Genomic DNA, 14,129 nt, shown 5'->3' with positions numbered 1-14,129 from the left:
CATGAACCGGTTGTGTCGGCAAAGCGCTGCGCGCATCTTGTGACGGACAGGCTTGATATAGCTGTCGACAGGATTGGCAGGGAGAATAGTCGGCAGAAATCCGGGAATAGCAGAAAAAGGCACACACCCGTTTCTTGCACGACACGGCGAAGTGCCGAAGAGCCTTATGGATACTGTGGTGCCGGGGACCGGACTTGAACCGGCAAGCTGTTAAGCGGCGGATTTTAAGTCCGCTATGTTTACCAATTTCATCACCCCGGCCAGGTTGTGAAGCGGACGATATTCTATCACGCGCCGCCTTGTCAGCCCGGCGCCAGCCCGCCTTTGTTCCATAGTGAAGTCTGCGAGAACACCGTTTTCGCAGACTTCACCACGTACCCAAAAACATGACGTGAAACGCCGCTCTGTCGAGATCCTGTAGCACACTTAACGAACGCTCTTTCACCTTCTCACAAAGGCCAGTTTCCCGCGTATATTCCGGCTTTTCGCCATGCTCGAACATCGCGGCCGTTTGATGGCACAGGCATGCCCGTGTTACGATCGCTTACACGCTCTAGTGAAAAACAGGTGTCTGGTAAAGGTGATTTTGTTCGTGCCGGAGAATTGGACGACGTATAGCGACAGATGAGCAGTGCCGCTAACAACTGGATTCGCCGACCTGCGTTGTGCCCTCGCCCTGGCCTGTCCTAACCAATCGCGAGGATCAAGTGAGCCGTCTTGTCGTTGTTTCAAATCGTACCGCCGATCCCCGAAAAGCCGCAGCCGGCGGGCTTGCAGTCGCAGTCAAGGAAAGCCTGCAACAGACAGGTGGCCTGTGGTTCGGCTGGAGCGGAAAACTTCGCGATGACGTACCCGGAACGGGCAGCGACCGCGACATCAAGCTGCAAACAGTCGGCAACGTGCAACTGGCAACGATCGACCTGACCCAGGAAGATCACGATACCTACTACCTCGGGTACTCGAACAAGGTTCTATGGCCGGTATTCCACTACCGGCTTGACCTCGCGAAGTTCAACGTTCGATTCGCCGCCGGATACCGGCGTGTCAACCAGCTGTTTGCCCGCAAGCTGATGTCCCTGCTAAGACCCGACGACATCATCTGGGTCCACGACTACCACCTCATTCCCCTCGCTACAGAACTGCGCGCCCTCGGCTGTCGCAACCGGATCGGTTTCTTCCTGCACATCCCCATGCCGCCGCCGCTCATCATGGCTGCGATTCCCGAACACGAATGGCTCATGCGTTCGCTGTTCGCCTACGATCTGGTCGGCTTTCAGAGCGAGGCGGACGTCACCCATTTCGCCGGATACGTCGAGTCCGAAGCACAGGCAGACAGGCTGCCTGGCAACCGGCTGCGCGCGTTCGAGCGCACGCTGCGCGTCGGCGCGTACCCCATCGGAATCGATGTCGATGAATTCGCGAGCCAGGCGCGGGGACGGGATGGCGTCGAGATGTTCGAGCAGATCCGCCACGAGTATTCGCGCCGCCGCCTGCTTCTGGGCGTCGACAGGCTCGACTACTCGAAAGGTCTGCCACAACGGGTCCATGCCTTTCGTGAACTTCTCGCGAGCTATCCTGAGAACCGCAACAGCGCGACGCTCATCCAGATCGCCTCGCCAAGCCGGGAGGACGTGGGAGCCTATGACGATCTTCGCGTTGAAATGGACAGCCTGTGCGGCGCGATCAACGGCGACTATGGCGAACTGGACTGGATGCCTGTTCGATACATCCATCGCAATGTCGCGCGCAAGCGGCTGCCTGGTCTTTATCGCGCGAGTCGTGTCGCGCTTGTCACGCCGTTGCGTGACGGCATGAATCTGGTCGCCAAGGAGTTTATCGCGGCACAGGATCCCTCGGATCCGGGCGTGCTGGTTTTGTCGCGATTCGCCGGCGCGGCGGAGCAGCTAAAAGAAGCGCTCCTCGTGAACCCGTACGATACACAAGGAACCGCGCTCGCGATCCAGCGCGCGCTCACGATGTCGATTGAAGAGCGGACTGCCCGCCACGCGGCATTGATGCGACGCATCAGGCAGTTCGACGTGCATTGGTGGAGTTCGAGTTTCCTGACGGATCTCTCGTCCATGGAAAGCAGCGGCAATGTCGAGGCAACCCTGAGCAGTTCGGCTAATCTTCCGGATTAGCCCGCAGGCGCCTGGCGCACCTTCGACGTAAAAAAAGCGCGCCTGGCAATACGCCGATAAAGACGCCGATTGCAGGATTGCCGGTCGCCACGACGACCGCCGGCGGTCGCGGCTCGGCTTCTACCCCATTCCCCACGTGACGCCCCTGCCGTCATCGCACAGTCACAAACCTTCCAGATAATCCGCTCGACGAAAACGTTTACAACACGGGGCGAGCGGATGATTCCCACGATCAAGGATGTCGCGGCACATGCGGGCTTCTCGATTGCAACGGTCTCGCGGGCGATCAACGCGCCGCACACCGTCAATCCGGTCACGCTCGACAAGGTGCGTCAATCGATCGACGCCCTTCACTTCCGTCCAAGTCCGCTAGGCCGGCAACTGCGTGGCGAGCGCTCGCGCCTTGTCGGCGTCGTGCTGCCGACGCTCGCGAATCCCGTTTTCGCGGAATGTCTGCAGGGCATCGACGAACTGGCTTCGGCACAAGGCTATCGCCTCATGCTGATGACGACGCAATACGACGCCGACCGTGAACGCCACGCCATCGAGACGTTGCGCACACAACGTGTCGAAGGAATGATCCTGACCGTCGCCGACGCCGATACACACCCCGTGCTCGACGAGCTCGACCGCGACGGTTTGCTCTACGTGCTGATGCACAACGACACGGTGCGCCGTCCCTCGGTCTCGGTCGACAACCGGCTGGCCGCATACGACGGCGTGCGCATGCTGATCGCCCACGGTCATCGCCGCATCCTGATGCTCGCGGGCACGCTCGCCGCGTCGGACCGCGCACGGTTGCGCCATGCCGGCTATGCGCAGGCGATGCAGCAGGCCGGCCTTCAGCCCGCACCGGCGCTCGAGATCGACTTCAACGCCGACGAACTCGCGCCTTCGGTGCTCACGCATCTGACCAGTGGCCCGACGCGTCCCACCGCCCTTTTTTGCAGCAACGATCTACTGGCGATGGTCGTGATGCGCGGCCTGCGCCGCGCGCAGTTCGAGGTGCCGCGCGACATGTCGATTCTCGGCTTCGACGGGCTCGCGATCGGCGATCTGCTGTCGCCGCCGCTTGCGAGCATCGGCGCGCCAAACCGCGAGATCGGCTGCGCCGCGTGGCGCCGGCTCACCGGCCGCATCGAAGGCGCGTACGAAAGCGATGCGTCGCTCTCGCTGACCCTGCCGCACACGCTGCGCGCGGGCGCGACGATCGCCGCCATCGCAAGCGACAGCAGTGTCGCCCGCGCGCGCGAGTTGCCGCAGGCGAGCCGGTGACCTCCATGCCCGCGTCCTTTCGCACGCTCACGCTTCATCCACACGCATTGACACTTCCCCTGAAAGGAGACCTGCTGTGAACCGTCGTCCCTTCGTTGTCGATTCCCTGCTGCGCCGGCTCGTGCGCGCCGCAGGCATGACGCTCGTCGCGTCGGCCGCGCTGCTGGCGGCGCCCCTCCACGCCGAGGAAACCGCGATCTGCTACAACTGCCCGCCCGAATGGGCCGACTGGGCAAGCCAGATTGCGGCGATCCAGCAGAAGACCGGCATCCGCGTGCCATACGACAACAAGAACTCGGGCCAGGCGATCGCGCAGTTGATGGCCGAGCAGAAAAGCCCGGTCGCCGATGTCGTGTATCTCGGCGTATCGTCGGCGTTCCAGGCGAAGGAGAAAGGCGTGATCCAGCCGTACAGGCCGGCACACTGGGACGACATTCCCGCGAACCTGAAGGACCCGCAGGGTTACTGGTTCGCGATCCATTCCGGCACGCTCGGTTTCTTCGTCAACAAGGATGCGCTCGAAGGCAGGCCAGTGCCGCGTTCGTGGGCCGACCTGCTGAAACCCGAATATAAGGGCATGGTGGGTTATCTCGATCCGTCGAGCGCGTTCGTCGGTTACGCAGGCGCGGTCGCGGTGAATCAGGCGCTGGGCGGCACGCTCGACAACTTCGAGCCGGGCCTCGACTGGTTCCGCAAGCTGAAGGCAAACGCGCCGATCGTGCCGAAACAGACGGCCTATGCGCGCGTGCTCTCTGGCGAAATTCCGATCCTGCTCGACTACGACTTCGACGCCTATCGCGCGAAGTACAAGGATCACGCGAACGTCGAATTCGTGATTCCCAAGGAAGGCACGATTTCCGTGCCGTACGTGATGAGTCTCGTGAAGGGCGCGCCGCACGATGCGAACGGCAGGAAGGTGCTCGACTTCGTGCTGTCCGACGAAGGCCAGAAACTGTGGGCGAACGCGTATCTGCGCCCGGTGCGCGCAGGCGCGATGAGCCGCGAGGCGGCTTCGAAGTTCCTGCCCGCCAGCGACTACGCTCGCGTCCAGCCGGTCGACTTCGGCAAGATGGCCGCGAAGCAGACCGCCTTCGGCGAACGCTATCTGCAGGTCATGCATTGAACGAAAGCGCGACCTGTGCGCGGCCTTGACGCGCGCAGGTCGCAGCAACGCCGGCACGTCCACGTTTATCACGCCTCCCACACCCGTCATGCACGACATCACGTTCCCGTTACGCTGGCGCATCGCGCTGCTCGCGCCGGCGCTCGCTGTCTTTATCGCGTTCTGGCTGCTCCCCGTCGTCGCGCTGCTTCAGGTCAGCGCCGATGGTCACGCGTTCGACACGTACCGCATGCTGCTCGGCAACGGCCGCTATATGCGCAGCCTTGGCGCAACGGTCGCGCTGTCCGCGGCCGTCACGCTGACGACGCTCGTGCTGTCGGTGATCGCGGGCCTGCTGCTCGCGCGCCGCGAATTCCCGGGCAAGTCCACGCTGCTCGCGCTGCTGACGTTTCCGCTCGCGTTTCCCGGTGTGGTCGTCGGCTTCATGGTGATCATGCTCGCCGGGCGGCAAGGCCTGATCGGCGCGCTCTCGCTGAAACTCACCGGCGACCGCTGGGTCTTCGCCTATTCGATGAGCGGGCTCTTTCTCGGCTACCTGTATTTCTCGATTCCCCGCGTGATCGTCACGGTGATGGCATCGGCCACGAAACTCGATGCGTCGCTCGAAGAAGCCGCGCGCTCGCTCGGCGCATCGCCGTGGCAGATCATGCGCGACGTCGTGCTGCCGGCACTCTCGCCAGGCCTGATCGCCGCGGGCGCGGTGTGCTTCGCGACCGCGATGGGCGCGTTCGGCACCGCGTTCACGCTCGCCACCGACATCGACGTACTGCCGATGACCATCTACACCGAGTTCACGCTGAACGCGAACATGGTGACGGCCGCGGGTCTCTCGATCGTCCTTGGCGCGGTGACGTGGCTCGTGCTGACGCTGGCGCGCAGCGCAACCGGCCCGGCTGTTGCCGCAACCGCGTAATGCAGGAGGATCGGCACACCATGAGTTCTCTCACGCACAACGGCGCATCGACGGTGGCGGCACGACGCGCGTCGAGATTTCCCGCCTTACGCACGTGGCTCGCGCTCGGGCAATGGTGCATCACGCTCCTGCTCTGCGCGTTCCTGATCCTGCCCGTCGCGATGTCGATCGTCGCCGGGTTGACGGTCAACTATTTTCGGGGCGTCGCGAGCGGGCTGACGTTGCGCTGGCTCGTCGAGGTGTGGACGCAGTATCACGCGTCGGTGTTTCTTTCGCTCGAGGTCGCGGCGGCCACGCTCGCCATCACGCTGCTGACCGGCGTTCCGGCGGGTTATGCCCTTGCGCGCAGCAGGACGCGCCTGTCGCGTGTCATCGAGGAACTGCTCGTGCTGCCCGTCGCGTTGCCGGGGCTCGCGTCCGCGCTTGCGCTACTCGTCGTGTACGGCGGATGGACGATGTTTCGCATGAGCGTTGCGTTTATCGTCGTCGGTCATGTGGTGTTCACGCTGCCGTTCATGGTGCGTGCCGTCTCGGCCGTCTGCGCGGGTTCCGGTCTGCGCACGCTCGAAGAAGGGGCGGCAAGTCTCGGCGCGACGTTCTTTCAGCGCTTCTTCACGATCGTGTTGCCGAATGCGAAACCCGGCATCGTCGCGGGCGCGCTTGCCGTGCTCACGCTGTCGATCGGCGAATTCAACCTCACGTGGATGCTGCACACGCCCGATACGAAGACACTTCCGGTCGGGCTCGCCGATACCTACGCGTCGTTGCGCATCGAAATCGGCAGCGCGTACACGATCCTCTTCTTCCTGATGACGATGCCACTGCTGGTCGCGATGCAATGGCTCGGCGTCGATGCCACCGGGCAGCGACGCGGCGCCTCGAAACGCCGCTTGCGTGCCTCGCTCGCTTCGCCTGACACTCCAAACCCTCCGGACGTTACGCCATGAAACTCGCCTCCGTTCCGATCACGCTGAACCGCTGTTCGAAGACGTTTCGCGATACCCGCGTGCTCGAACCGCTCGACCTGTCGATCGAAGCCGGCGAAACGCTGGTGCTGCTCGGGCCGTCCGGCTGCGGCAAGACCACGACGCTGCGCATGATAGCTGGCCTCGAAACGCCCGACGCCGGCGGCTGTGTGCTGTTCGGCGACGAAGACGTCACGGCGCTGCCCATCGAGCGGCGCCAGGTCGGCATGGTGTTCCAGAGCTACGCGCTGTTTCCGAATCTGAACGTGCGCGGCAATATCGGCTACGGCCTGAAAATCCGGCGCGTCGCGGCCGCGACGCTGCGCGGGCGCGTCGACGAGCTGCTCGCGATGATGCGTCTCACCGACCACGCCGACAAGCCGGTCGACCAGCTCTCCGGCGGCCAGCGCCAGCGCGTCGCGCTGGCCCGCGCGCTCGCGCTGCAACCGCGCGTGCTGTTGCTCGACGAGCCGCTGACCGCGCTCGATGCGCGGCTGCGCGACGCGTTGCGCGCTGAAATGAACACGCTGCTGCGCGACCTCGGCGTGACGACGGTCTACGTCACGCACGACCAGGCCGAAGCGATGGAACTGGGCGATCGCATCGTCGTGATGAGCGCGGGGCGCATCGAACAGATCGGCACGCCGCGCAGCATCTACTACCAGCCGGCGAACCGCGCGGTCGCCGGGTTCATCGGCACGATCAACCGGCTTGCGGGAGAATGGCGTGACGGCGCGCTGGTCACGACCGGTGGCGCGGTGCCGGCGGCACGTCCGGCGCACGCGTCCGGCACCGGCGCGCGCGAACTGTTTTTCCGCCCCGAGGACGCGCAACTGGTCGACCCGGCGCACGCGCAGCTGCGCGGGACGATCGAGGGCGCGGCGTTCCTCGGCGAGCGCACCCGCCTCACGATTCGTGGGGCGGCACCCGACGCGCTCGTCGTCGATGTCGCCGGGCGCGTCGAACTGGCGCGCGGAACGCCCGTCGGACTGTCGATCGCCGGGGACGCGCTGATCGCACTCGCGTGACAATGCGATACTGTTCAACTGCCTGACAATGTACGCAAGGACCTTTCCCATGCTTATCGCCCAGATCAGCGACCTGCACATCAAGAGCCCGGGCGCGCTCGCCTACCGGCGCGTCGACACCGCCGCCGCGCTACAGCGCTGCATCGCACGCCTCAACGCGCTGGTCCCGCGACCCGACGTGGTGCTGATGACGGGCGATCTCGTCGATCAGGGCTCGGTCGGGCAATATCGCCACCTGAAGTCGCTGCTCGCCGCGCTCGAGATTCCGTATTACCTGCTGCTCGGCAATCATGATGGGCGCGCTGAAATTCGCGAGGTGTTTCCCGAGCGCGCGGAACTGTTCGAAGGCGGCGAGTTCGTGCAGTACGCCGCCGATATCGGCCCGCTTCGCTTCATCGCGCTCGATTCGCTGCAGCCGGGCGAGAGCGCGGGCCAGTTGTGCGACGCGCGCCTCTCGTGGCTCGCCGCGCAACTCGACGCCGCGCGCGAGCGGCCCGTGATCGTCGCGCTGCATCATCCGCCGTTCGAATGCGGCATCGGTCACATGGATCGCGCGCGCCTCGATCCGCCCGCCGCCACGCGCCTTGCCACGCTCATCGCGCAACATCCGAACGTCGAGCGCGTGATCTGCGGTCACGTCCACCGGCCGATGTTCGTGCGCTTCGGCGGCACGATCGCCTCGGCCGTGCCCGCGCCCGCGCATCAGGTCGCGCTCGATCTGCGCGACGATGCGCCGTCCGCCTTCATGCTGGAGCCGCCCGCGTTCGCGTTGCATCGCTACGAGCCCGCCACGGGCCTCGTCACGCATCATGCCTATGTCGACGCCTTCGACGGCCCGTATCCGTTCTATGAACCCGCTGGCGCGTTAATCGACTGAACGCGTCCACGGCGCAAGCGGCGCGGCGGGAACGCACAAAGGCGAAACGACGCGAGGGTACACGGGCACAAAGCCATGCCCAGCAGGGTTGCGCGCGCTCCGGTATGATCGGCACGCTCAAGGTGCCGCCGATGCGCGGCACCACCTCTCCGGCTGACTGACTGGCCGGTTGAGCCCATCCCGTTCGCCGTTGCGTATTTCCATGTCCACATCCGGTTCAAGTGCCACCGCCCCGTCCGCCGCTTCGCTGCGCGGCCTGCTGTTGCTGCTCGCGACGATCGCCGGGGTCGCGGTCGCCAACATCTATTACAACCAGCCGCTGCTCGACGATTTCCGTCAGTCGTTTCCGCATGGCGCGGCGTGGATCGGCGCCGTGCCGGCGGTCACGCAGCTTGGCTACGCGCTCGGCATGCTGCTGCTCGCGCCGCTTGGGGACCGCTTCGACCGGCGCTTCCTGATCCTGCTGCAGACGGCCGGCATGTGCGTCTCGCTGCTCGTCGCGGGCACCGCATCCAGCCTCACGGTCCTGATCGTCGCGAGCCTCGCGATCGGCGTGCTCGCGACGATCGCGCAGCAGGCCGTGCCGTTCGCGGCCGAACTGGCGCCGCCCTCGGCTCGCGGACACGCCGTCGGCACGGTGATGAGCGGTCTCCTGCTCGGCATCCTGCTCGCCCGGACCGCGGCGGGGTTCATCGCGGAGTATTTCGGCTGGCGCGCGGTGTTCTTTGCCTCGATCGTCGCGTTGCTGGGCCTGTCGGTGGTCATCGTGACGCGCCTGCCGCACAGCAAGCCGACGTCGACGCTCGGCTACGGCAAGCTGCTCGCGTCGATGTGGCATCTGAGCGTGGAGCATCGCGGGCTGCGCGAGGCCTCGCTCACGGGCGCCGCGCTCTTCGCGGCGTTCAGTATCTTCTGGTCGGTGCTGTCGCTGCTGCTTGCCGGGCCGCCATTCCATCTGGGGCCGCAGGCGGCCGGTCTGTTCGGCATCGTGGGCGCCGCGGGCGCGCTGGCCGCGCCGCTTGCCGGCAAGTTCTCCGACCGGCGCGGGCCGCGCTCGATCATCACGTTCGCGATCGGGCTCGTCGCCGTGTCGTTTGTGATTTTCGGCGTATCGGGCGCGAGCATTGCCGGGCTGGTCGTCGGCGTGATCGTGCTGGATATCGGCGTGCAGGCCGCGCAGATTTCCAACCAGTCGCGCATCTATGCACTCAAGCCCGAGGCGCGCAGCCGCGTGAATACGGTCTACATGGTGTGCTATTTCATCGGCGGCGCGGCCGGCTCGGCAATCGGCGCGCTCGCGTGGCACGCGTTCGGCTGGATCGGGGTGTCGGTTGCGGGTCTTCTGTGTGCCGCGCTCGCCGCGTGGAATCATCTGCACGGCCGTCCGGCAGAGACCGACGCGCTCTGAATGCGTCGCGTGCGCCTCATCGTCAATCAGACGGGCGGGCTGCGGCGCGAGCGCGCGTAGTCGTGCAACGCGTCGATCACGCGGTCGAACTCGAACGATTTGTCGTAGAAGTGCCGCACGCCGTACTGCTCGCAGCGCGCCCGGTACGCCGGCAACGCGTGATTCGTGAGCACTGCGGCGAAGGTCGTGTCGATCAGCCCATCGCGCTGAAGATGCGCCAGCACCGGCACGCCTGAACCGTGCTTGAGCTGCAGATCGACGATCACGGCGTCGAACTCCCCGTCGTTGAGCAGCGCGATGGCGTCGTCGGCGGTGTCGGCCCAGGCGGCCACCTGGAGCGTGCCGGAGGCGTCGATCGCTTCCACCAGACTGCGCCGGATCAGCGGCGAATCCTCGATCAGCAGCACGCGTAACGGTGCGTCGCGGGTCTCGTCGGAAAGCGTGTCGGGTTCGCGGCTCATGGGATCGTTTGCCATTGCGTGCATCAGTCGATCAGGCCGCTCTTGATCGCGTAGTACGTCAGGTCCGCGTTATTCGTGAGATTCATTTTCTCCAGCACGCGGGCGCGATAGGTGCTCACCGTCTTCACGGAGAGATGCAGTTCTTCGGCGATGTCGGTGGGAATCTGTCCGGCGGCGAGCTTGCGGAAGATCTGGAATTCGCGCTCCGACAACTGCTCGTGCGGCTGGCCCGCGGCCGGTTTGTCGAGCTTGTTCGCGAGCGTATCGGCCACCGTCTCCGACAGATAACGGTGCCCGCGCGCCACCGCGCGGATTGCCCGCACGATCTCGTCGGGCTCGCAGTCCTTGTTCAGATAGCCGTTGGCGCCCGCGCGCAGCAGGTTGATCGCGTACTGGCTCTCGGGGTAACCGGACAGAATCAGCACACCCTGCTCCGGGCGCACCTGCTTGATGACGCGCAGCGTGTCGATACCGTTCTTGTCGGGCATCGCGATGTCGAGCAGCACGACGTCGAACGCCTGCTCGCGCACGTGACTGATCGCTTCGTCACCGGTCGAGGCTTCCGCCGCGACGCACATGTCCGGCTCATCGGCGACGAACTGTCTGAACCCGCCTCGTACGATGGCGTGATCGTCCGCTATCAAGACTCGAATCATCGGTTCCCATCCGTGGTGCCGTGGCGATCTGTCCCAGGTACCTATTGTAGTGGTGTCCCGGTGTATGCATGCCGGGACCGTTTCCGTGCGACGCAACCGCACCGCGTTTTCCGCTTCACCAGCCGCGTCACCCGCCGCTTCGCCTACTTGCGGCCTTCGAGCAGATCCGCCATGTCGTCGGCGTGCTCTTCCTCGACGGCCAGGATTTCCTCGAAGATACGGCGCGTCGTGACGTCCTTGTCGCCGATGTAGTTGATGATCTCGCGATACGAATCGATGGCGATGCGCTCGGCGATCAGGTTCTCGCGAATCATGTCGGTCAGGTCCTTGCCTTCCTTGTATTCCGAGTGCGCGCGCGCAGCGAGGCCGTCGGGCGCGAAGTCCGGTTCGCCGCCCAGCTGCACGATGCGCGCGGCGAGCAGGTCGGCGTGACCTTGCTCTTCGTTGGCGTGTTCGAGAAACTCCGTCGCGACGCCTTCCGAATTGATCCCTTTGGCCATGAAGTAATGGCGCTTGTAACGCAGCACGCAGATGATTTCCGTCGCGAGCGAATCGTTCAGCAGCTTGAGCACCGTCTCACGATCCGCGGCATAGCTTTGTGTGACCGATCCTTCGGACATGTGCTGGCGCGCCTGCTCGCGGATCTTCTTCACGTCCATCACAAAAGCGCCTTTCGCCGCGCTTTGCCCGCTAGAGGTTTTCGACATTTGACAACTCCTTGTACTGATCTGTGGGGAACCGCGCGCGTGCCGCGAAGGCGGCAGCGCGCCTGACAGCGGTGAATGTCCAGGCTACGCCCGAAACACGCCGAGCAGCAACGTGACGACAAAAACAACGAGAAAAATATAGAACAGGATTTTGGCGATTTCCGCCGCGCCCGCCGCGATGCCGGTAAAACCGAACACGGCGGCGATGATCGCTATGACGAAAAACACGACTGCATAGTGGAGCATGGCGTTTCTCCCTGTGACTTCTGGTTCTGGCTGAAGCGTTGAAGCATTGAGCGGAACAGGCTCCAGAACGCGCTTCGCTAGTCGACGATTTTTTTCGCGACGACGAAGCCAATCACAAGGAACACCACGCACAGGATCAGGAACAGCACGAACAGGAACTTGGCGATGCCCGCTGCACCTGCTGCAATGCCAGTGAATCCACAGAGGCCGGCGACGACCGCGATGACGGCGAAAATCAGCGCCCACTTGAGCATGATCGTTTCCTCCTGTATGCGTAAGAGACTGGGACTGGTTCCCATCGTAAAGATGCGCGCCGACGTTGACACTCCGGCTCACGCCGTTTTTCGTGTGAGAATCCGCTTACACGTCATGATGAAAGCTTTACATGTCCGCATGTGCCGTGCGCGCCTGCGTTGAACAGCGCTCGTGGCAAAAGACACTACAAAACGCATACCGCGCGACAGACGCTACACTGGTGCTTCAATCCGGGAGCGACCTTGAACACAGTGGCACGACTCAACGACTGGATGCGCGAGCGCAGCTGGGCAATTGCGATGACGGTGGCGATCGTCATCACGGTCGGGGGCCTCGTGATTCTCGAAACGGGACGCCAGCGCATCGCGGGTGAATACGAAACCGCGCTCGAAGCGAAGGGCGCAACGGTGCAACTGGGCACGCTCGCCGCGCAACTCGCGCAGCTCACCGCCGACGAAAGCACCTTCCTTCTGACGAAACAGCAACTGGGGGCGAGCGGCTTTTGCGCGACCGCGGGAAAGATTCGTCAGACCTCGCAGCAACTCGACGCCTACTTCCGGCATCGCGCCGACAGCGCGGAGCAGGCGAGCTTCAGCCAGATCGCGTGGCTGATCGAGGCGCGCACGGGCGCGGGTCGCGACGCGCTGCAGCATGCCGCGCCCGACGTCGATCTGGCGAACTGTCCGGTCACGACAGCGGCGCGTCCCGTCGATATCGCGCTCGTCGAAAGCACGCTCACGCTGCTGCGCGACAACGAAGAGCGCCGTGCGCAGCACGCGCTCGACGCGAGTCGCACCGACCAGCGCATCTCGACGTTCGTCGCGGGCGGGCTGTCGGCGCTGAACATCGTGCTGTTCATCCTGCTGTTCCGTAACCTCGGCATCCAGTTCGAGCGGCAGGCGCGCGTGCAGCGCCAGCTCGTCACGCAGCAGGAAGAACTCGACCAGCTTGTCACCGAGCGCACGCGCCAGCTCGAGGCGCTCGGCTGGCACCTGCAGGCCGTCAGCGAAAACGAGAAGACGCAGCTTGCGCGCGAGCTGCACGACGAGCTCGGCGCGATTCTCACGGCGAGCAAGATGGACGTCGCCTGGGCGAACCGCAAGCTGAAGGACAACGAGCCCGTGATCTCCGAAAAGCTCATGCGCGCGCTCGCCAACCTGGATCAGGGCATCGCGCTGAAGCGGCGCATCATCGAGGACATGCGGCCCACCGTGCTCGCCAATTTCGGGCTCGTCACCGCGCTTCGCACGCTCGGCGACGAAGCGGCCCAACGCAACGGCTGGATGCTCGACCAGCACCTTCCCGACGACGACATCAAGCTCGACGAGCAGACGGAGATCGCCCTCTTTCGCGTCGCCCAGGAAGCGCTGACGAACGCAGCGAAGTATGCGAACGCGTCGCGCGTGTCGATCGGCCTGACGATGCATGCAGACCAGGTCGCGCTGTATATCGCGGACAACGGCATCGGCATCACGCCCGCCGATCTCAGGCGCACGCACACTCACGGGCTGCTCGGCATGCGCCAGCGGGTCGCCGCGCGCGGCGGCCGTTTCGATATCCGGCGCGGCGTTGCCGGCGGCACGGACATTCGCGTCACGATGCCGACGGTCAGCACGATCAAGCCATCCGGTGAAGCGGCGTCGGCGTCATCGGCGCGCTCCACCGATTCGCCGCCGGTCACGGCACCCGAGGCGCGCACGTAGGACTGCGCCGACGCAAACACCGGAGCGCGCCTACAGGAAAATCGCAGCCGCACCGACAGCGTGTGCCCGTCCCTTTTTTTAACATGCAATCAGACCGGATCGGTCTGCTTCATCGCCCGGCCGGACAATGGATAACACGCGTCGAGCCACATGGCGCGTGTGTCGATGCCACTTCATAAGGGGAACACTCATGACTCGACTGATCGCTTTGCTTCTGCTCGCGGGGTCCGCGATGCTGGCCACCGGCTGCAATACCGTTGCGGGCGCGGGTCAGGATATCTCGAAGGGCGGCGACGCCATTTCGAACTCGGCGGAAAAAGCGAAATAATTCCGCTGTCCGTGCGCGCCTTCGGGTGCGCACATTCACGGTT

Annotated in this window: 15 protein-coding genes and 1 tRNA gene; 10 read left to right on the top strand and 6 right to left on the bottom strand. The window is 64.5% G+C overall.

Annotated elements, in window-relative coordinates:
• Positions 1-176: 176 nt before the first annotated feature.
• Positions 177-261, bottom strand: a tRNA-Leu gene (locus BLV45_RS05670).
• A gap of 446 nt (positions 262-707) precedes the next feature.
• On the opposite strand from BLV45_RS05670, the gene otsA reads away from it, so the two are divergent.
• The 8 genes from otsA (at position 708) to BLV45_RS05630 (ending at position 9,730) form a co-directional block, all read left to right on the top strand.
• Positions 708-2,141, top strand: coding sequence for an alpha,alpha-trehalose-phosphate synthase (UDP-forming) (otsA, locus tag BLV45_RS05665; protein ID WP_090530087.1), 1,434 nt, complete (start codon positions 708-710; stop codon positions 2,139-2,141).
• A gap of 219 nt (positions 2,142-2,360) precedes the next feature.
• Positions 2,361-3,416: a substrate-binding domain-containing protein gene (locus BLV45_RS05660; RefSeq protein ID WP_090530084.1), complete on the top strand. Its 1,056-nt coding sequence runs from the start codon at positions 2,361-2,363 to the stop codon at positions 3,414-3,416.
• Between the two features lie 136 nt (positions 3,417-3,552).
• Positions 3,553-4,539: an ABC transporter substrate-binding protein gene (locus BLV45_RS05655; RefSeq protein ID WP_090531181.1), complete on the top strand. Its 987-nt coding sequence runs from the start codon at positions 3,553-3,555 to the stop codon at positions 4,537-4,539.
• An 88-nt stretch (positions 4,540-4,627) separates the two neighbouring features.
• Positions 4,628-5,452: an ABC transporter permease gene (locus tag BLV45_RS05650; RefSeq protein ID WP_090531178.1), complete on the top strand. Its 825-nt coding sequence runs from the start codon at positions 4,628-4,630 to the stop codon at positions 5,450-5,452.
• A gap of 20 nt (positions 5,453-5,472) precedes the next feature.
• Positions 5,473-6,399, top strand: coding sequence for an ABC transporter permease (locus BLV45_RS05645; RefSeq protein WP_090530082.1), 927 nt, complete (start codon positions 5,473-5,475; stop codon positions 6,397-6,399).
• The gene (locus BLV45_RS05640) at positions 6,396-7,445 is read left to right on the top strand and encodes an ABC transporter ATP-binding protein (RefSeq protein ID WP_090530079.1); all 1,050 of its coding nucleotides are present in this window, start codon (positions 6,396-6,398) and stop codon (positions 7,443-7,445) included. Before BLV45_RS05645 ends, BLV45_RS05640 begins: the two co-directional genes overlap by 4 nt.
• Before the next feature lie 49 nt (positions 7,446-7,494).
• Positions 7,495-8,322: a phosphodiesterase gene (locus BLV45_RS05635; RefSeq protein WP_090530076.1), complete on the top strand. Its 828-nt coding sequence runs from the start codon at positions 7,495-7,497 to the stop codon at positions 8,320-8,322.
• A 202-nt stretch (positions 8,323-8,524) separates the two neighbouring features.
• Positions 8,525-9,730 (top strand): MFS transporter, encoded by a 1,206-nt coding sequence (locus BLV45_RS05630; RefSeq protein WP_090530073.1) that lies wholly within the window; start codon positions 8,525-8,527, stop codon positions 9,728-9,730.
• Positions 9,731-9,756: 26 nt separating this feature from the next.
• Here BLV45_RS05630 and BLV45_RS05625 read toward each other — a convergent pair whose 3' ends face one another.
• The 5 genes from BLV45_RS05625 to BLV45_RS05605 form a co-directional block, all read right to left on the bottom strand.
• Complete coding sequence (locus BLV45_RS05625; RefSeq protein WP_245753121.1) at positions 9,757-10,206, bottom strand: response regulator; 450 nt, start codon at positions 10,204-10,206, stop codon at positions 9,757-9,759.
• 8 nt (positions 10,207-10,214) lie between these two features.
• Entirely contained in the window at positions 10,215-10,847 is a 633-nt protein-coding gene (locus BLV45_RS05620) for a response regulator (protein WP_090530070.1), read from the bottom strand.
• Positions 10,848-10,990: 143 nt separating this feature from the next.
• Positions 10,991-11,554 (bottom strand): ferritin-like domain-containing protein, encoded by a 564-nt coding sequence (locus BLV45_RS05615; protein WP_090530067.1) that lies wholly within the window; start codon positions 11,552-11,554, stop codon positions 10,991-10,993.
• Between the two features lie 84 nt (positions 11,555-11,638).
• Positions 11,639-11,800 carry a DUF1328 domain-containing protein gene (locus BLV45_RS05610; protein WP_090530064.1) on the bottom strand — a complete coding sequence of 54 codons (162 nt, stop codon included), beginning with the start codon at positions 11,798-11,800 and terminating at the stop codon, positions 11,639-11,641.
• Between the two features lie 77 nt (positions 11,801-11,877).
• Positions 11,878-12,054 carry a DUF1328 domain-containing protein gene (locus tag BLV45_RS05605; protein ID WP_090530061.1) on the bottom strand — a complete coding sequence of 59 codons (177 nt, stop codon included), beginning with the start codon at positions 12,052-12,054 and terminating at the stop codon, positions 11,878-11,880.
• 273 nt (positions 12,055-12,327) lie between these two features.
• Between BLV45_RS05605 and BLV45_RS05600 the strand changes: the two genes are divergently transcribed.
• Positions 12,328-13,758, top strand: coding sequence for a sensor histidine kinase (locus BLV45_RS05600; protein ID WP_090530058.1), 1,431 nt, complete (start codon positions 12,328-12,330; stop codon positions 13,756-13,758).
• A gap of 190 nt (positions 13,759-13,948) precedes the next feature.
• Positions 13,949-14,086, top strand: a complete 138-nt coding sequence (locus BLV45_RS05595; protein WP_090530055.1) for an entericidin A/B family lipoprotein — start codon at positions 13,949-13,951, stop codon at positions 14,084-14,086.
• The last annotated feature ends 43 nt before the right edge of the window (positions 14,087-14,129 follow it).

The sequence above is a fragment of the Paraburkholderia sartisoli genome, from assembly GCF_900107685.1.
GTDB lineage: Bacteria > Pseudomonadota > Gammaproteobacteria > Burkholderiales > Burkholderiaceae > Paraburkholderia > Paraburkholderia sartisoli.
This window is presented reverse-complemented; position numbering and strand designations above follow the sequence as displayed.